This is a genomic window from Roseococcus sp. YIM B11640, from assembly GCF_049727625.1.
Taxonomy (GTDB): Bacteria; Pseudomonadota; Alphaproteobacteria; order Acetobacterales; family Acetobacteraceae; genus Roseococcus.
Window position 1 is genome coordinate 949741 of sequence record NZ_JBBJOZ010000002.1, and the last position, 17224, is coordinate 966964.

Below are 17224 nucleotides of genomic sequence, written 5' to 3' on the forward strand. Positions count from 1 at the left end.
CGCGAAGCGCGCGCCCGGCGTCTGAGGACATCAAATACTAAGCCGTGCGGTCGATGCCGCCGGACTGCAGCGCGGCCTGCGCCGCCGCCAGCCGCGCGACCGGCACGCGGTAGGGCGAGCAGGACACGTAGTCGAGCCCGACCGTCTCGCAGAACTGCACCGAGGACGGATCGCCGCCATGCTCGCCGCAGATGCCGAGCTTGAGGTCGTTCTTCACGCTCCGCCCCTTCTGCGCGCCGATGGACATGAGCGCGCCCACGCCGTCCGGATCGATGGAGACGAACGGGTCCTTCGGCAGGATGTTCTTCTCCACATAGGTCGGCAGGAACTTGCCCGCGTCGTCACGCGAGAGGCCGAAGGTCGTCTGCGTCAGGTCGTTCGTGCCGAAGCTGAAGAAATCCGCGCTCTCGGCGATGCTGTCGGCGATCAGGCAGGCGCGCGGCAGCTCGATCATCGTGCCCACCATGTATTCGATGGTGGTGCCCGTTTCCGCGAAGACCTTGGCCGCGATGCCGTCCACCTGGGCACGCGTGATGTCGAGCTCGCGCTTCGTCATCACCAGCGGGATCATGATCTCGGGCACCGGCGCCTTGCCGGTCTCCTTGGCGACCGCGATCGCCGCCTCGAAGATGGCGCGGGCTTGCATCTCGTAGATCTCGGGGAAGCTGATGCCGAGGCGGCAGCCGCGATGGCCGAGCATCGGGTTGGCTTCCGACAGCTCCGCCGCGCGACGCTGCATGGCGCTGGCATCCACGCCCAGGCCGTTCGCGACCTCGGCGATCTCCTCCTCCGTGTGCGGCAGGAATTCGTGCAGTGGCGGGTCGAGCAGGCGGATCGTCACCGGCAGGCCCGCCATGATGCGGAAGAGCTCGGTGAAGTCGCTGCGCTGGAAGGGCAGCAGCTTGGCCAGCGCCCCGCGACGCCCCTCCTCGTGCTCGGACATGATCATCTGGCGCACCGCGCCGATGCGCGCGGGGTCGAAGAACATGTGCTCGGTGCGGCAGAGGCCGATGCCCTCGGCGCCGAACTTGCGCGCCGTGTCGGCGTCGAGCGGCGTCTCGGCATTGGCGCGCACCTTCATGCGGCGCACCTTGTCGGCCCACTCCATCAGCGTCGCGAAATCGCCGGAGAGCTGCGGCTCGATCATCGCGACGGAACCGATGAAGACCTCGCCCGTCGCACCGTCCAGGGTGATCGTGTCGCCCGCGCGGATGATCTGGCCGCCGGCGGAAAGCGCCTGCGCCGCATAATCCACCGCGATGCCGCCGGCGCCCGCCACGCAGGGCCGGCCCATGCCGCGCGCGACCACGGCGGCGTGGCTCGTCATGCCGCCGCGCGTGGTCAGGATGCCGCGGGCGGCGTGCATGCCGTGGATGTCCTCGGGGCTCGTCTCGATGCGGACGAGGATGACGCTCTCGCCCTTCTGGGCGCGCATCTCGGCCTCGTCAGAGCTGAAGACGACGACGCCGCAGGCGGCGCCCGGCGAGGCCGGAAGGCCCTTGCTCAGCAGCTTGCGCGGCGCCTTGGGGTCGAGCGTCGGGTGCAGCAGCTGGTCGAGCGATCCTGGGGCCACGCGCGTCACGGCCTCGGTCTCGCCGATCAGCCCCTCGCGGCACATGTCCACCGCGATCTTGAGCGAGGCGGCGGCCGTGCGCTTCCCGTTGCGCGTCTGCAGCATGTAGAGCTTGTTCTGCTGCACCGTGAACTCGATGTCCTGCATGTCCTTGTAGTGCTTCTCCAGCACCGAGCGGACGCGGACGAGCTCCTGGTAGGCGGCCGGCATCACCTCTTCCATCGGCTTCTCGCCGGGCTTGGCGCGCTCCTTGCTCATGGGCTGCGGCGTGCGGATGCCGGCCACCACATCCTCGCCCTGGGCGTTGATGAGGTACTCGCCGTAGAAGACGTCATCGCCCGTGGAGGGGTCGCGCGTGAAGCAGACGCCCGTGGCGCAATCGTCGCCCATATTGCCGAAGACCATCGCCTGCACGTTGACGGCCGTGCCCCAGCTCGCGGGGATGTCGTTCAGGCGGCGATAGGTGTTGGCGCGGGCGTTCATCCAGGAGCCGAAGACGGCGCCGATGGCGCCCCAGAGCTGGGCCTCGGGGTCCTGCGGGAAGGGGGCGCCGGTGGCGTCGGCGACCACGGTCTTGAAGCCGGAAGCGACCTCGCGCCAATCCTCGGCTGTGAGCGCGGTGTCCTCCGCCACGCCGCGGTCGAGCTTCACATCCTCGATGATCTCCTCGAAGCGGTGGTGATCCACGTCGAGCACGACCGAGCCGTACATCTGGATAAAGCGGCGATAGCTGTCCCAGGCGAAGCGGGCGTCGCCGCTGGCCTTGGCCAGGCCCTCGACCGTCTGGTCGTTAAGGCCGAGGTTCAGCACCGTGTCCATCATGCCGGGCATGGAGACGCGCGCGCCGGAGCGGACGGAGACGAGCAGCGGCTTGTCGGTATCGCCGAACTTGAGGCCGACCGCGGCTTCGATGCGGCCGAGCGCGGCCTTCACGGCGCCGTTGAGCTCAGCGGGATACTGCTTCCCGTGGTCGTAGAAGTAGGTGCAGACCTCGGTGGTGATGGTGAAGCCCGGCGGCACCGGAAGGCCGATGGAGGCCATCTCCGCGAGATTCGCTCCCTTGCCGCCGAGCAGGTTCCGCATATCGGCGCTGCCCTCGTTGTGGCCGGCTCCGAAGCTGTACACCCACTGAGTCATGCGCGTTTCCTTCAAGCTTCAATCTTGGAGAGATCGCCGACGGCATCCATCGCAAGCCGCAGGCGCGAGAGTAACCGCAGACGATTGCGGCGCAACAAAGGCTCGGGGTCGTTCACGAGGATGCCATCGAAGAAGGCGTCCACCGGGGCCCGCAACGCAGCCAGCGCGGACATGGCCGGGCCGAAGCTCTCGGCCGCCAGCAGGCCGTGCACCTTCGCCTCGGCCTCCGCCAGCGCGGCGTTCAGGGCCTTCTCCTGCGGCAGGGCGAGGAGCGATTCATCGACGGCGCCGGAATGCGGGCCGTCCTTCTTCTCCTCGATGCGCAGGATATTCTGGGCGCGCTTGTAGGCGGCGAGCAGGTTCTTCCCGTCCTCGGATTCCACAAGCGAGCCCAACGCCTCGGCGCGCGAAAGGATGCGCAGGATGTCGTCGTCCTCGCCGATGCTGGCGGCGACGAGGTCATGCCGCGCGCCCTCGGCGCGGAGCTGGACGCGGAGGCGGTCGGTGAGGAAGTCCACCACGCCCGCCGCGAAGGCGGCGACCATGGGCGGATGACGGCTGTCGGGCGGCGCACCTGCCTTCATGCGCTCGGTCGCGACGGCCATGCCGAATTCCGGCTGGGCGGTGGTCCCGGTGGCTTGCGGGAAGCCGAAGAAGACCTCGCCCAGGATATCGCGCAGGCTCAGGCGCAGCCCGTTCTCGCGCAGCATGCGGATCACGCCGAGCGCAGCGCGGCGCAGCGCGAAGGGATCGCCGCTGCCCGTCGGCCGCTCGTCCGCCGCGAAGAACCCCGCCAGCTGATCCAGCTTGTCCGCCAGCGAGACGGCGATCGCCACCGGCTCCGTCGGGACGGCGTCGGTCGGGCCCAAGGGCCGGTAATGCTGCGCGATGGCATCGGCCACGCGCGCATCCTCGCCCTGCAGGCGGGCGTAATAGCCGCCCATGATCCCCTGGAGCTCCGGGAACTCGCCCACCATGCCGGAGGCGAGGTCCGCCTTGGCCAGCAGCGCCGCTCGCTCGGCCAGCGCGACCTCGGCGCCCACCAGCGGCGCCAGCACGCCAGCCAGACGCACGAGGCGCAGCACGCGCTGGCCCTGGGTGCCGAGCTTCGCGTGGAACACCGCGCCGTCCAGCTTCGGCAGGAAGTCTTCCAGCTTCTGCTTGCGGTCCTGGTCCCAGAAGAAGCGCGCGTCGGAGAGGCGCGCGCGCAGCACGCGCTCATTGCCCGCGACCAGCGCTTTTCCGCCATCCGTCGCCGCGATGTTCGCGACCAGCGCGAAGTAGGGCGCGGCCGTCCCATCCGGCTTGCGCAGGGCGAAGTAGCGCTGGTTCACGCGCATGGAGGTGCGCATCACCTCGGCCGGCAGGTCCATGAAGGCGTCGTCGATGCGGCCCAGCAGCGGCACCGGCCATTCGACCAGCCCCGCGACCTCGGCCAGCAGGCCCTCGTCGGGCACGACCTCGACGCCCTCGGCCGAGGCCAGTTCGGCCACGCGGCCGCGGATGAGGGCCATCCGCTCCTCCGCCTCCGGCACGACGAAATGGCCGCGCAGCTTCTCCACGTAGTCGGCGAAGCCCGTCACGGCGAAGGCGCCCGGCGCGTGGACGCGATGGCCCTCGGTCAGCTCCGCCGCCACGAGGCCATGTGCCGCATCGTGGCCGCGCGCGAAGGCGACCGGCACCGGCTTGCCGTCCATGAGGCAGAGCACGCGCTGCAGCGGCCGCACCCACATCAGTGCCGAATTGGCCCAGCGCATGCTCTTCGGCCAGGGGAAGCTCCAGACGAGCTCGGGCAGCGCCCGGTGCAGCAGGGCCTCGGCCGTGATGGTCTCGCCCGGCTTCACGAGGACGAGCGAGCCGTTCTGCTCGACCAGCATCTCGCGCGTCGCATTGTGCTTCTTGAGGAAGCCGGCCAGCGCCTGCTCGGGCGCGCCGATGCGCGGGCCACGCTCCTCCTTGGCCGGGGTCTGGGCGGAAAGCGCCATCTCGGCCACGAAGCCGATGCGGCGGGGGCCGTAGAAGCCGCGCGGCTCGCCCTGCATCAGCGGCGCCAGGCCCGCCTTGGCCAGCCGGCACAGATCGTCGGCCGCGCGGGCCTGCATGCGCGCGGGGATTTCCTCGGTCAGGAATTCGATGAGCAGTTCGGGCACTAGATCGCAGCCTTCACATCGGTCTGGGCGAAGTGATCGCCCTTGAACAGGAGGGGTTCGTTGCGGCTCTTGGCGAGCGCATAGGCGAAACAATCGCCGAAGTTGAGTCCGGCCGGGTGGCGGCCCTTGCCGTAGCGGCGCCAGCCCTCGCGGGCCAGGGCGGCATGCTCGGCGGTGAAGGGGACGATCTCGACGCCTATCCGCGCAAGCAGATCATCCAGCCGGTTTCCCATTTCCCGGCCGATCCGGCCTTCCGCCACGGTCGCCGCCTCCAGCAGCGTCGGCGCCGAAATCAGGAGGGATTGCGACGCGGAAACCGCCGCCTCCAGGGCCGCCGCTTCGGGTTCGCCCCAGAGCATGGCGATCAGGGCCGAGGTATCCAGGATCACTTCGGCAGGCCGTTCTCGTCATAGAGATACGAAGGGTCGCTGGTGACGCCGGGAGGGACGAGCTTCGCGGATTCCCGCGTGATCTCACGGATGGCCTCCAGGCGGCGGGCGATTTCCTCCTCGTCCCGGAGCACTTCCTGCTCGACCATGCGGCGAAGGACCTCGACGACCGAGCTGCTGCGCCGCTCGGCAAGCCGCTTCAGCTTCGCGATCAGCTCCTCGTCCTTGATGTTCAGCTGGCCCATGGTAGAACCTCCGGCGGTATTCTACCCTATGCCGCCCCCGCGAGCCAACTCTCGCAGCAGGCCTTCGCCAGCGCGCGCACGCGCCCGATGTAGGAGGCGCGCTCCGTCACGCTGATGGCGCCGCGCGCGTCCAGCAGGTTGAAGCGGTGGCTGGCCTTGATGCACTGGTCATAGGCGGGCATGGCGAGGCCCTTGGACACCAGGGCGTGGCATTCCTGCTCCGCGTCCTCGAAATGGCGCTTCAGCAGCGCGACATCGGCGAATTCGAAGTTGTGGGCGCTGTATTCCTTCTCGGCGCGCAGGAAGACGTCGCCATAGGTCACGCCCCGGCCGTTGAAGTCCAGGTCGTACACGTTCTCCACGCCCTGGATGTACATGGCCAGCCGCTCGAGCCCGTAGGTGAGCTCGCAGCTCGGAACCTCGCAGGGAATGCCGCCGACCTGCTGGAAATAGGTGAACTGCGTCACCTCCATCCCGTCGCACCAGACCTCCCAGCCCAGGCCCCAGGCGCCGAGCGTCGGGCTCTCCCAGTCGTCCTCGACGAAGCGGATGTCGTGCAGCGCGGGATCCAGGCCGAGCGCCCGGTAGCTCTCCATGAGCATGGCCTGCGGGTCCCGCGGGCTCGGCTTCATGATCACCTGGTACTGGTAGTAGTGCTGCAGCCGGTTTGGGTTCTCGCCATAGCGCCCGTCCGAGGGCCGGCGGGAGGGCTGCACATAGGCCGCCGCCCAGGGGGCGGGGCCGAGGGCGCGCAGCGTCGTCGCCGGGTGGAAGGTGCCCGCGCCCATCTCCATGTCGTAGGGCTGGAGGATGAGGCAGCCCTGCTTCGACCAATAGTCGTGCAGGGTCAGGATCATGTCCTGGAAGGAGAGCGGCTTCTGGGTCATCGCGGGCGCTTCATAGCGGTCCCGGACCGAGGTGGGTAGCTAGGGAGCGAGCTGGCTAGTTCCGGATGTCCGGCCAGAAGCGCACACCTTCCTGCGCCGGCCCGCCGCCGATCGCGACCGGCGTGCCGTCCGCCCGCCAGCAGGAGGCCCCCTCCATCCGGCCGTCCTCGTGCCAGAGGATGGCGCCCATGCCGCCGGCGACATGCGGCATGGAGACGGTCTGGTGGCCCATCGCCTCCATCGCGCCGCGGGTCTCCTCGGAGAAGCCGCCCTCCATCTCGACGGGCCCGCCCATGGTCCAGAGGCGCGGGGCCTCCACGGCCTCCTGCAGCGACATGCCGTGGTCCACGAGGTTCATCACCGCCTGGAAGGTCGAGGCGAAGATCCGCAAGCCCCCCGGCAGGCCCAGCGCCGCATAGGGCTTGCCCTCCTTGCGCAGGATCAGCGGCGACATCGAGGTCGTGACGCGCTTGCCCGGCTCCACCGACTGCGCCGTGCCCGGCTTCGGGTCGAACAGCGCCATGTAGTTGTTCGGGATGAGGCCGCTCTCCGGCAGCATGATCTTGGCGCCGAAGAGGCTGTTGATCGTGTGCGTGCAGCAGGCGATCCGCCCCTCATGGTCCGCGACCGTGATGTGGGTGGTGTTGGCGCTCTCCATCGCGCGGATGCCGGGCGACCAGGCCTGGGCGCGCGCGGCGTCGAGGAAGGCGCGGCGCTCGGCCGCGTATTCCTTGCTGATGAGCTTCTCGACCGGCACGTCCAGGAAGGCCGGGTCGGCGGTGGCCACCGCGCGGTCGGCGAAGGCCATCTTCAGCGCCTCCGCGATGAGGTGCAGCGTGGCGGGCGTGCCGAAGCCGCTGGCCGCGATGTCGTAGGCCTCCAGCAGGTTCAGCATCTGCAGCACGTGCACGCCGCCGGCGGATGGCGGCGGGGGGCCATAGACCTCGACCCCGCGATAGGTGCCGCGCACGGCCTCGCGCCGGATCATGCGCACGGCCGCGAGGTCGTCCGTCGTGATGATGCCGCCCTTCCGCGCGAGGTCGATGGAGGCGGAGGTGCCGAGGTCGCCCTCATGCAGCGCGGCCGCGCCTTGCGCCGCCACCGCGCGCAGGCTCTCGCCGAGCGCCGCGTTCACGATGCGCGCGCCGACCGCCATGGGCTCGCCGCCCGGCAGGAAGATGCGCGAGATGGTGGGGTCCAGCGCCAGGTCGGCCGCGACCTCGCGCGTGCATTCGCGCAGGTAGGTGCTGGCCTCGAATCCCCGCTCGGCGAGGCGGATGGCGGGGGCGATGACATCGGCCATGGAGAAGCGGCCATGGCGCTTCAGCCCCGCCTCCCAGGCCAGGAGGTTGGCGGGCGCCGCGACGGAGAGCGCGCCCAGCGTCTGCTTGCGGGGGTCGCGCCCCTCATACATCTCCGGCCGCGCGTTCAGCGGGCAGGAGGCCATGCCGTCCAGCACCTCGTGCTTCCCGTCCGGCTGCGCGATGTGCATGAGGCCGCCGCCGAACATGCCCACCATCATCGGCTCGCAGACCGTGAGCGCCAGGATGGCGGCGACGGCGGCATCCACCGCATTGCCGCCCTCGGCCAGCATCTGGCCGCCGGCGGCGCTGGCGGCGGGGTGGTTCGTGACCACCATGCCCCGCGCGCCGAGCGCGGACTGCTTCTGGGGGGTGAAGGTGGTGCCCGCGCGGGCGCGCCATGTCGTCATGGGAAGGAAGGCTCGCGCGATGGGCGGGATGCCGCAAGGGGGAGCATGGGGCCGCTTTTCGCGCCAGGGTTGTTCCCGGCCCGACTTGCGGGCTTGCCGCGCGGGGTTCACCTCCCCCGCCAGGGCTCCATGATGGCGCGGCAAGGAGATAGCCCATGAGCCTTCCTTTCTCGCCGGACCGCTTCTGGCAGAGCCTTGAAGAGATGGCGCGGATCGGCGCGACACCGGATGGCGGCGTCCGCCGCCTCGCCCTCTCCGCCGAGGATTCCGAGGCCCGCGCGCTGCTGCGCGACTGGGGCCTGGCCGCCGGGTGCGAGGTCACGGTGGACCGGCTCGGCAGCATGTACCTCACCTATGCGGGCACCGACCCGGCGGCCGCGCCGGTCGCCGTGGGCAGCCACCTGGACAGCGTGCCGACCGGCGGCAAGTACGACGGCCCCTACGGCGTGCTGCTGGGGCTCGAGATCGTGCGGGCGCTGCATGAGGCCGGAAAGCGCACCAGGGCGCCCATCACCGTCGTGAACTGGACCAACGAGGAAGGCTCGCGCTTCACGCCATCCATGTCGGCGAGCGGCGGCGCGATGGGCCTGATCGACGAGGCCACGGTGCTCGCCTCGCCCGACAATTTCGACCCTTCGATCACCTATGGCGACGCGCTCAAGGCCACCGGCTGGGCGGGCGACGCGGACCCGGCCAGGGCGCGCGGCTTCGCCGCCTATTACGAGGCGCATATCGAGCAGGGCCCGATCCTGGAGCGCGAGGGGATTCCCATCGGCATCGTCACCCATTGCATCGGCGTGGAGCAGTGGACGGTGGTGGTGACCGGCCGCGACGGGCATGTCGGCTCGCCCATGGAGGGGCGGCACGATGCGCTGGCCGGGGCGGCGGAGCTGGTGCTGGCGCTGGAGCGCGTGGCGCATGCGACCGGCGGCATGGCGACGGCGACCCGCCTGCTCGAGCTGGAGCCCGATGCGCGCGGGAACATCCCCTCGCTCGTGCGCTTCGCGGCAAATATCCGCCATCCGGACGCAGACGGGAACGCGCGCATGGAAGCCGCCTTCCGCGAGGCGGCGGCGGAGATGACGGCGCGCCGCGGCGTGCGGGTGGAGATCCAGCGCATCGGCGGCTATCCGCGCGTGCCCTTCGCGCCGAAGCTGCTCGACTCCCTGCGGAACGCGGCCAGCGCCGCGCAGCTCCGGCATCGCGACATGCCGGGGCCCATCCCGCAGGACGCGCTGCATGTGGGCATCGTGGTGCCTTCGGCGCTGATGTTCATCCCCTGCCATGGCGGCGTGAGCCACCACCCGGCCGAGAGCATTTCCCGCGAGTGGTGCGCGGCGGGGCTGGCGGCCATGGGGCCCGCCGTCATCGAGGCGGCGGGCGGGGTGGCGTAGCCTTCAGAAGGTGAAGGTGGCGAGGAGCCGCACCGCCCTCCCCGGCAACAACACCTCGTCCTTCTTGAAGGAGGCCGAGTTGCGCACGTCGGAGTCCAGCAGGTTGCTGCCGATGACGGCGAAGTTCGCCGTCCGCCCGCCGCCCAATTGCGCGGTGTAGCCGACGCGCAGGCCGAGCAGGTCGTAGCCGTTCGTGCGCGTCTCGTTCGCCGCCGTGCGCGTCTGGTCGAAGGCGTGCAGGTAGTCGAGGCTCGCGTTCCAGCTCGCGCTGCGCCACCAGATGCCCGCGCCCAGACGGTGCGGCGGGATGCGCGGCACATTGCCCGCGCCATTCGCGAATTCCGCGCGTACGAAGTCGTAGCGGCCCGAGACGCCCGCGGTGCCGGAGCCGATCTGCATCACATCCTGCTCGGCCTTCGCGTCCAGGCCGTAGAAACTCGCATCGCGCTGGCCATAGGCCACCTGGCGGAACTCGCCGCCCGAGCCCGGGGCGCAGGAGGAGAATTCCTCGCCGCAGCTGTTGCCGGTGAGCGCGCGGTAGATGAAGCCGTCATAGCGCGCGTAGAAGGCGCTGGCGTCGAAGCGGAACTCGCCGTCGCGGCGCGAGAGGCCGAGCTCGAAGCTCGTCGCCGCCTCCTTCCGCAGGTTCGGATTGCCGATGTCGAAAGTGCCCGAGGCGTCGTGTGCGCCGCGCGAGAAGAGCTCGGCCGCGCTCGGCGCGCGCTGCACGTATTGCGCCGTCGCGCGCGCCTGCATCGCCCAGGGCAGGTCCCGCAGCAGGCCGAGGCTGAAGCTCGCCGGCGTGTAGCTGCGGCGGCGCGAGGCATTCTCCAGCTCCTGGTCGGGATCGGTCGGCAGGTTGCCCGCCGGGAAGGCGGCGGTGGAGCCCGCGATGTTCACGAATTCCAGCCGCGCCGCCGCCTGCAGGCGCCAGACGGGCGAGAGCTTCAGCTCCTCGAAGACATAGCCGGCATAGCGCTGCGTGCGGTTGGGCGGCAGGAACTCGAAGAACTCGCCGGTCGTGCGGATGTTCTCCTGCTCGTAGGACAGGCCGAAGCTGCCGTTCAACTCGCCGAAGCGCGTCGCGAAGGGCATGTGCTGGGCCTCGACGCGCCCATCCCACGACTGGTTGCGGAAGCCCCCATGGGTGTGGCGGTTGCCGACGCTGCCATCCTCGAGGAACTCGCCGCCCATCTCCTCGTGGCGATAGGTGGTGTAGCCCAGCCAGTAGTTGACGCTGCGGATGGGGCCGGAGCCGGGGCGGTACTCGCCGCGGCTGGCCCAGCGCGTCTGCTCCATGCGGATCTGGGTGCCGAGCACGGCGGCCTCGCCGCCCGGGATGCCGTAGAGGCTCGTGAAGCGCGAGACGGAGGTGCCGACATAGCCCTGGTCGCCGATCCAGCTCACGCCCAGCGCGCCACCATCGGTCCGCACGCCGGTATTGGCCTGCCGCCGTCCGCCCGGGATGGAGTAGTCGGCATCGTGGCGCCCGAAGATGTCGCCATGCACGACGACATTGCCCGCGCGCATCTCGCCGACGGCCGAGCCGTCCCAGCCCCGGCTGCCGCTGTTCCAGGCGCCCGAGACCTGGCCCTTCACCGCGCGATCCGGCAGGCGGTCCGGGATGCGGTTGTTGATGACGTTCACCACGCCGCCGATGGCCTGCGACCCCCAGCGCAGCGAGGCCGGCCCGCGGATCACCTCGATCCGCTCCGCCGCCATGGGGTCGAGCGGCACGGCGTGGTCCTCGCCGAAGGCCGAGGCATCGCCGGCGCCGAAGCCGTTCTCCTGGATGCGGACCCGGAAGTTGTCGAGGCCGCGGATGATCGGCCGGCTCGCGCCCGGGGCGAAGGTGCTGGCGGCCAGGCCCGGCTCGTCGCGCATCACGTCGCCGAGCGAGCGCGCGGGGCTCGCACTGATCGGGGCACGGTCGATCTCGGTGACGGGAAGGAAGCTGCCCGGCTGGTCGCCAGCGATCGGGCTGGCCGTCACCGCCATGGGCGGCAGTACGATGGTCTCCGCATCCTGGGCGAAAGCGGCGGCCGGCAGCAGGCCGGCGCAAATCCAGATTGGGCGAAGACGCATGACATGACCCCTGAGGCGTTCAGGGGTTACGTAATACTATAACATTTTCTCAGCGCAAGCCGGACGCTATAACATCCACCCATTCAGCAGGCTGCTCTCCAGCGTCACGACGCCGTGCTCGGTCCACGCCGCCGTGGCGGCGATCGCCTCGGGGCTCTGCGCGGCCGCCAGCAGCGCGGCGCCATCGGCATATTCGGCGCCATGCGCGCGCCCTTCCGGGAGTTGCAGCATCACCCTGGCCACGATCTCGGCCGGCAACCCCGCCTCCATCGCGTTGAGCCAGAGGATGAAGCCCGTGCGGTCCGGCAGCCGGTCGAGGCCCAGAATGTAGAGGCGGGCGAGCAGCGTGGCGTCGGGATCCGCCACCCATTGCGGCTCGGCGCCCGGGGCGAGGATCCAGTCGCCGTCGCGGAAATCCAGCACCTCGACCCCGTCGAACACATCCTGGCCCATGCGGGTGGCGATGCGCTGGTGGAGGAAATCGACCCGGGCCTCCGTGCTGAGCAGGTCGTAGCGCGCCGTGTCCCAGCCCGGCCCGCCGTACAGCAGGTTGCGGCCCCCGCCGCCAACGAGGATGTCGTTCCCCGCCCCGCCATCCAGCCGGTCGTCGCCCGCGCCCCCCACCAGGACATCCGGGCCCGAGGTGCCCGTGATGCGGAAGGCGGCGGGCCCGATGGCCTCGTAGCGGACGGTCTCGGGCACGGGGGCGGAGGGCGGCGGCGGCGTCTCGGCGGCGGCCAGCATTGGGAGGGGCTCGGCCCGGACGAGCGGTTCCGGGCCGGGCACCGGAAGCGGCGCCGCGTCGATGCTGAACTCGGGCGGCGCGCCGGCGGCGGGCAGGATCATGTCACCCCAGCCGGCGTCACCCCGGCGATGGAAACCCTCGGTTGCGGGCAGCGCGGCGGTGAAGACCTGGCGGTCCCAGACGGCCTCCCAGCTCCAAATCGCGGGCGAGGACATGAAACCAGTCGCTGGCTTAAGCATGCCCGCAGCTTCGGTAAGGAGCTGTTAACTGTCAATCATTTTTGAGACATGCCTTAAAATGCGGTGAATGCAACCGGAAGATGCGGCCTGGCGCCGCCAGTTCGGGCCCGCCCGCCACCTCCAGCGCGCCCCAAAGCGAGACGGCGACCGAATCCAGGAGGAGCGGGCCGAGCTTCGCCTCCAGCCGGGCGGCGCCGTCCAGGCCGCGGAAATTGGTGCAGTGGATCACCACCGCCTCGGTCGGCCGCTCGGCCACCGCCGCCTCCACCAGCTGATCGACCTTGGCGGCCGGATGCTGGGCAAAGCTGAAATTGCCCGGGTCCTCCAGATGCCGCTCGGCCGTCACCTCGAAACCCTCGGTGGTCAGGTTCGCCAGGATCGCGCGCTGCACCTCAGCCAGATAGGGCGTGACCAGCGCGAGCTTCCGGGCCCCGGCCGCCCGCAGCGCCTCGCGCATCGCCAGCGTCGCCGTGGTCGCGGGGATGCCGGTGCTCTCCCGGATGGCGCGGCACAGCGCCTCGTCCTGCCCGAAGCCGAGCCAGCTGCCCGAGGTTCCGGCCCAGCAGATCGCATCCACCTTGGCATCGGCCAGCAGCTCGGCCGCCGCGAGGATGGGGCTGGTGTCGAACTGCCCGCTCGACGCCGCGCCGAGGTTGATCGCCACGACGCGGAAGCGCGCGAAATGCGCCGTCACCTCCGGCGTATCGCGCAGCAGGCCCGCGATCGCGGGCTCCAGCACCGTATTCGAGGAAGGCGTGAGAAAACCGAGACGCAAACAGACCTCCGCGCGCATGCATTGCCCCATCCGGGGCCCCACCCCATTCTGGAAGGCAAAGCCAGGAGAATCACCATGCCCGTCCCCGACATTTCCCCTCAGGACACCTGGGCCGCGCTGCAAGCCAACCCGGATGCCGTGTTGATCGACGTGCGCACCGATGCCGAATGGAATTTCGTGGGCGTCCCCGACCTCAGCGCGCTCGGCAAGCAGGTGGTGCTCATCCCCTGGCAGGTCTTCCCCGGCATGCAACTCAACAGCCACTTCACCGAGCATCTGCGCAAGGCGGGCGTGACGGCCGACAGCCACGTCTACTACCTCTGCCGCTCCGGCGCGCGCAGCCTCGCCGCCGGCCAGGCGGCGCAGGCGGCGGGCTTCCCGCATGCGTACAACGTGGCCGACGGCTTCGAAGGCCCGGTGGATAGCGAGGGCCATCGCGGCCAGATCGCCGGATGGAAGGCCAGCGCCCTGCCCTGGCGGCAGCGCTGAGCCCAGCGCGCCTCCGCGCCCGGGCCGTCCTGCTCGGCGAGAGGATCGACCTGCGCGGCCTGGCCCGCGCCGGCGGCAGCGCGGCCGACCCCGTGCATCTGCGCGACGCGCCGGGCGAGGCCGCCTTCGCCTTCCGCTGGGGCGCGGTCGTGTTCTTCGGCGGCACGGAGGCCGAGCAGGCCGGCTTCCTCGCGGGCCTCGCCACGCGCATCGCCTCGCCGCTGGAAAGCCCCGTCGAGGAGAGCGCCTGGGTCTCGGACGGCGCGCCGCGCGACGAGGTGAGCGAGGATGGCGAGGTGCATCTCGTCGCCCTCTCCGCCCCGCGCCTCGCGCTGCTGGCCGAGGCACTGGCCAAGAGCGCGGCGCTTTCCCATCAGGAAGCCGGGCTGACGCTCACGCTCGACGGCATCGAGCCCATCGTGGAGACGCTGCGGCGGCGCGGCCGCCTCGGCATTCTCTCGCGCGGGCTGCTGCGCGCCATCGGCGGCGGGCTCGCGGCGCGCAGCCACGCCACCGCCCGCATCCGCGCCGCCGACCGGCCCGAGACCATCTGGGAACATCCGGAGCTGGAGCGCCTGCACCTGCGCCTCGCCGAGGAATTCGAGCTCGCGGACCGCTCCGCCGCGCTGGATGCGAAGCTGGTCGTGATCGGGGAGACGATGCAGACGCTGCTCTCGCTCATCCAGGGGCAGCGCTCGCAGGTGCTGGAGATCGCGGTCGCGCTCTTCATCGGCATCGAGGTGGTGGCGACCGTCTTCGGATTGTTCCGCGGCGGCTAGCCCTGACGCAGAACGCCGGGCATGCTGCGCTCCATAACGAGAGGAGACGTCATGCCCGATCTTCTGCCGCTCAACAGCGAGCACATCTTCACCATGGACCTCACGGTCGGCTCGCCGCAGATGGTGGGCAAGGGACCGGACGGCTTCGACCTCCGCATCATCAACGTCACCGGCGGCAAGGTGACGGGCCCGAAGCTGCAGGGCGAGGTCCTCGGCGGCACGGCGGCCGACTGGCTGCGCGTGGAGGCGGACGGCACCGCGCACATGGACGTGCGCCTGACCATCAAGGCGGCCTCCGGCAGCTTGGTCTACGCGCAGTACACCGGCGTCCGCACCGGCTCGCCCGAGGTGCTGGCGCGGCTCGGCGCCGGCGAGGCCGTCCCGCCCTCCGACTACTACTTCCGCGTGGCGATACGCTTCACGACGGGTGCGGCCGACCTCGCCTGGCTGAACCGGGTGGTGGCGATCGGCGTCGGCCAGCGGCCGCCGAGCGGCCCGCGCTACGACGTGCACGCGATCCGCTGAGGCAAGCCGCGCCATGGACCATGTCCCGCCCCGCTTCGGCATCTGGGCCCTGGTCCACGGCAGCCGCGCCGCGCGGCAGGATCCGCTGGAGCCCTTCGACGCCTCCTGGGAGCGGAACCGCAAGCTCGTCTTGGAGGCGGAGGCGCTGGGCTTCGCCAGCACGCTCGTCGCCCAGCACACCTTCAACCCGCATAATCCGGCGCTGGGGCAGCTCGAGGCCTGGACCGGCTCGGCCGCGCTGGCCGCCCTGACGAGCCGGATCGAGATCATCGCGGCGATCAAGCCGCTGCTCTACAACCCCGTGGCGCTCGCCAAGATGGCCTGCCAGATCGAGGAGATCAGCGGCGGACGCTTCGCCATCAACCTCGTCAACGCCTGGAACAAGGCGGAGATGGACAAGGCGGGCCTCCCCTTCCCCGAGCACGACGCACGCTACACGCTGGGCGAGGAATGGCTCTCCATCGTCGAGCCGCTGATGCGCGGCGCGCGGGTCGACCACAAGGGCACGCATTTCGAGGTGCAGGGCGCGCAGATCGTGCCGGCACCCGCGACCCGTGCGCGCCCGCGCATCTATATCGGCGGCGAGTCCGAGCCCGCGCGCGCGCTTGCCGCCGCGCAGGGGGACGTCTGGTTCATCAACGGCCAGCCGATCGAGGATGTGAAGGCGCTGATTGCCGATGTCGCGCGGCGCCCGCGCCGGGACGCGCCGCTGCGCTACGGCCTGTCCGCCTTCGTCATCGCGCGGCGGACGGAAGCCGAGGCGCAGGCGGAATACGACCGCCTGGCTGCGCTGGCCGAGCTCGACAAGCCCCTGCTCGCCAAGATGGCGGAGCACACGGACAAGGCCGTCGTCATGAAGCAGACAGAAGCGAAGTCCGTGCGCCTCGGCACCAATGGCGGCACGGCCGCCGGCCTCGTCGGCACCTACGAGCAGGTGGCCGAGCGGCTGAAGCGCTTCCACGAGGCGGGCATCGAGACCTTCATGCTGCAGTTCCAGCCCTTCGAGGCCGAGATGCGCCGCTTCGCCGCCGAGGTGATGCCGCGCGTGGCGCGGGCCCGGGCGGCGTAGCGGCGCGCCCTCAGTTCGCCCGCAGGCCGAGCCGCTGAATGAGCGCCGTCTCCTGCGCCACCATGTCCCGCAGCAGTTTCGCGTAGTCCTCGCTGTTCCGGTACTCGGGCAGCATGTCGTAGCGGTCGCGCATCTCGATGAAGGAGGGGTCGCGCGTCGCGGCGGCGAAGGCATCGTGCAGCGCGCGCGTCACGGCAGGCGGCAGGCCGGCAGGCGCCATCACGCCGAAGGGCGTCGTCACCGTCTGGTCGTAGCCGAGGTCGATCAGCGTCGGCACCTCGGGGAAGCGGCGCAGGCGCTGCGGCGTCCAGCAGCAGAGGAATTCCGCCTGGCCGCCCTCGACGAGGCCCTGCACGCTGGTCGAGCACGCCATGACGTCGATATGCCCGCCGATCATCGCCTGGGAGCCGTCGGCATCGCCGCGGAAGGGAACGTGCTCCAGCTCCAGCCCCTCGCGCTGCATCAGCTGCGCCATGTAGACATGCGGGGTGCCGTTGGCGCCCGTGCTGCCGAAGGTGAGCTTGCCGCGCTGGGCGCGCGCCTCCTCGATGAAGCCGCGCCAGCCGCCCGGGAAGCGGCCCTTCTTCGCGGCGACCACGAAGGGGTAGCCCACGATGCAGGCGACGGGCGTGAAGTCGCGCAGCGTGTCGTAGGCGAGGTTCTGGAGAAGCTGCACGCGGATGGCGGAGGCGGGAAACTGCGTCAGCGTGTAGCCGTCGGGCCGCGCGCGGGCCACCTGCGCGGCGCCCAGCGTGTTCGCCGCACCCGGCTTGTTGTCGATGATGATCGGCTGGCCGAGCTGCTTCGACGCGGCCTCGGCCAGCGCGCGCATCGAGATGTCGGTCGTGCCGCCCGGCGGGAAGGGAACGATCAGGCTGATGGGCTTGTTCGGGAAGGCCTGCGACTGGGCCTGGACCACGGAAGGCATGGCGAGCGCGCCGGCCAGGAGGGCACGGCGCGGCACGCGTGAAACACGGGACATTCAGACACTTCCTCCGGTTGATGGCCGGAGGATAGCGCCTGAGCGGCGAA

General features: G+C 70.6%; 15 protein-coding genes. 5 read left to right on the plus strand and 10 right to left on the minus strand.

What is annotated here, in order from left to right; genetic code table 11:
* Window positions 1–37 precede the first annotated feature (37 nt).
* Genes ppdK through ggt form a run of 6 tightly spaced genes read right to left on the minus strand, consistent with a single transcriptional unit; the run spans window position 38 to window position 8092 of the window.
* A complete protein-coding gene (ppdK, locus tag WJM96_RS12005; protein ID WP_424812725.1) occupies window positions 38–2710 on the minus strand; it encodes a pyruvate, phosphate dikinase in 2673 nt (890 codons plus the stop codon).
* 11 nt (window positions 2711–2721) lie between these two features.
* Window positions 2722–4860 (minus strand): glycine--tRNA ligase subunit beta, encoded by a 2139-nt coding sequence (gene glyS / locus WJM96_RS12010; RefSeq protein ID WP_424812726.1) that lies wholly within the window; start codon window positions 4858–4860, stop codon window positions 2722–2724.
* On the minus strand, window positions 4860–5249 hold the full coding sequence (locus WJM96_RS12015) for a type II toxin-antitoxin system VapC family toxin (RefSeq protein ID WP_424812727.1): 390 nt from the start codon (window positions 5247–5249) through the stop codon (window positions 4860–4862). The genes glyS and WJM96_RS12015 overlap by 1 nt, the downstream gene beginning before the upstream one ends.
* Window positions 5246–5494 (minus strand): type II toxin-antitoxin system VapB family antitoxin, encoded by a 249-nt coding sequence (locus tag WJM96_RS12020; RefSeq protein WP_424812728.1) that lies wholly within the window; start codon window positions 5492–5494, stop codon window positions 5246–5248. The genes WJM96_RS12015 and WJM96_RS12020 overlap by 4 nt, the downstream gene beginning before the upstream one ends.
* Window positions 5495–5520: 26 nt before the next feature.
* Window positions 5521–6381 carry a glycine--tRNA ligase subunit alpha gene (locus WJM96_RS12025; protein ID WP_424812729.1) on the minus strand — a complete coding sequence of 287 codons (861 nt, stop codon included), beginning with the start codon at window positions 6379–6381 and terminating at the stop codon, window positions 5521–5523.
* 55 nt (window positions 6382–6436) lie between these two features.
* Complete coding sequence (gene ggt / locus WJM96_RS12030) at window positions 6437–8092, minus strand: gamma-glutamyltransferase (protein ID WP_424812730.1); 1656 nt, start codon at window positions 8090–8092, stop codon at window positions 6437–6439.
* Window positions 8093–8247: 155 nt separating this feature from the next.
* On the opposite strand from ggt, the gene WJM96_RS12035 reads away from it, so the two are divergent.
* Window positions 8248–9486 (plus strand): Zn-dependent hydrolase, encoded by a 1239-nt coding sequence (locus WJM96_RS12035; RefSeq protein ID WP_424812731.1) that lies wholly within the window; start codon window positions 8248–8250, stop codon window positions 9484–9486.
* A gap of 3 nt (window positions 9487–9489) precedes the next feature.
* Here the strand turns inward: WJM96_RS12035 and WJM96_RS12040 are convergent, their stop codons facing one another.
* The 3 genes from WJM96_RS12040 to WJM96_RS12050 all read right to left on the minus strand — a co-directional run bounded on the left by WJM96_RS12040 (window position 9490) and on the right by WJM96_RS12050 (window position 13330).
* Window positions 9490–11571, minus strand: coding sequence for a TonB-dependent receptor (locus WJM96_RS12040; RefSeq protein WP_424812732.1), 2082 nt, complete (start codon window positions 11569–11571; stop codon window positions 9490–9492).
* A gap of 66 nt (window positions 11572–11637) precedes the next feature.
* On the minus strand, window positions 11638–12555 hold the full coding sequence (locus WJM96_RS12045) for a hypothetical protein (protein WP_424812733.1): 918 nt from the start codon (window positions 12553–12555) through the stop codon (window positions 11638–11640).
* Window positions 12556–12586: 31 nt separating this feature from the next.
* Window positions 12587–13330: a maleate cis-trans isomerase family protein gene (locus WJM96_RS12050; protein WP_424812734.1), complete on the minus strand. Its 744-nt coding sequence runs from the start codon at window positions 13328–13330 to the stop codon at window positions 12587–12589.
* A gap of 75 nt (window positions 13331–13405) precedes the next feature.
* Between WJM96_RS12050 and WJM96_RS12055 the strand changes: the two genes are divergently transcribed.
* Genes WJM96_RS12055 through WJM96_RS12070 form a run of 4 tightly spaced genes read left to right on the plus strand, consistent with a single transcriptional unit; the run spans window position 13406 to window position 16192 of the window.
* Window positions 13406–13819, plus strand: a complete 414-nt coding sequence (locus WJM96_RS12055; protein ID WP_424812735.1) for a rhodanese-like domain-containing protein — start codon at window positions 13406–13408, stop codon at window positions 13817–13819.
* Complete coding sequence (locus WJM96_RS12060; RefSeq protein WP_424812736.1) at window positions 13783–14598, plus strand: RMD1 family protein; 816 nt, start codon at window positions 13783–13785, stop codon at window positions 14596–14598. The genes WJM96_RS12055 and WJM96_RS12060 overlap by 37 nt, the downstream gene beginning before the upstream one ends.
* Window positions 14599–14649: 51 nt before the next feature.
* Window positions 14650–15123 carry a DUF3237 domain-containing protein gene (locus WJM96_RS12065; RefSeq protein ID WP_424812737.1) on the plus strand — a complete coding sequence of 158 codons (474 nt, stop codon included), beginning with the start codon at window positions 14650–14652 and terminating at the stop codon, window positions 15121–15123.
* Between the two features lie 13 nt (window positions 15124–15136).
* Window positions 15137–16192, plus strand: coding sequence for an LLM class flavin-dependent oxidoreductase (locus WJM96_RS12070; protein WP_424812738.1), 1056 nt, complete (start codon window positions 15137–15139; stop codon window positions 16190–16192).
* A gap of 10 nt (window positions 16193–16202) precedes the next feature.
* Here the strand turns inward: WJM96_RS12070 and WJM96_RS12075 are convergent, their stop codons facing one another.
* Window positions 16203–17174, minus strand: coding sequence for a Bug family tripartite tricarboxylate transporter substrate binding protein (locus WJM96_RS12075; protein WP_424812739.1), 972 nt, complete (start codon window positions 17172–17174; stop codon window positions 16203–16205).
* Window positions 17175–17224 lie beyond the last annotated feature (50 nt).

What these genes read in the sequence shown, in the direction of transcription:
- ggt (WP_424812730.1), bottom strand. Translation starts at nt 8,092, where the DNA reads ATGACGACATGGCGCGCCCGCGCGGGCACCACCTTCACCCCCCAGAAG.
- WJM96_RS12040 (WP_424812732.1), bottom strand. Translation starts at nt 11,571, where the DNA reads ATGCGTCTTCGCCCAATCTGGATTTGCGCCGGCCTGCTGCCGGCCGCC.
- WJM96_RS12025 (WP_424812729.1), bottom strand. Translation starts at nt 6,381, where the DNA reads ATGACCCAGAAGCCGCTCTCCTTCCAGGACATGATCCTGACCCTGCAC.
- WJM96_RS12020 (WP_424812728.1), bottom strand. Translation starts at nt 5,494, where the DNA reads ATGGGCCAGCTGAACATCAAGGACGAGGAGCTGATCGCGAAGCTGAAG.
- WJM96_RS12065 (WP_424812737.1), top strand. Translation starts at nt 14,650, where the DNA reads ATGCCCGATCTTCTGCCGCTCAACAGCGAGCACATCTTCACCATGGAC.
- WJM96_RS12070 (WP_424812738.1), top strand. Translation starts at nt 15,137, where the DNA reads ATGGACCATGTCCCGCCCCGCTTCGGCATCTGGGCCCTGGTCCACGGC.
- ppdK (WP_424812725.1), bottom strand. Translation starts at nt 2,710, where the DNA reads ATGACTCAGTGGGTGTACAGCTTCGGAGCCGGCCACAACGAGGGCAGC.
- WJM96_RS12060 (WP_424812736.1), top strand. Translation starts at nt 13,783, where the DNA reads ATGGAAGGCCAGCGCCCTGCCCTGGCGGCAGCGCTGAGCCCAGCGCGC.
- WJM96_RS12055 (WP_424812735.1), top strand. Translation starts at nt 13,406, where the DNA reads ATGCCCGTCCCCGACATTTCCCCTCAGGACACCTGGGCCGCGCTGCAA.
- WJM96_RS12075 (WP_424812739.1), bottom strand. Translation starts at nt 17,174, where the DNA reads ATGTCCCGTGTTTCACGCGTGCCGCGCCGTGCCCTCCTGGCCGGCGCG.
- WJM96_RS12045 (WP_424812733.1), bottom strand. Translation starts at nt 12,555, where the DNA reads ATGCTTAAGCCAGCGACTGGTTTCATGTCCTCGCCCGCGATTTGGAGC.
- WJM96_RS12035 (WP_424812731.1), top strand. Translation starts at nt 8,248, where the DNA reads ATGAGCCTTCCTTTCTCGCCGGACCGCTTCTGGCAGAGCCTTGAAGAG.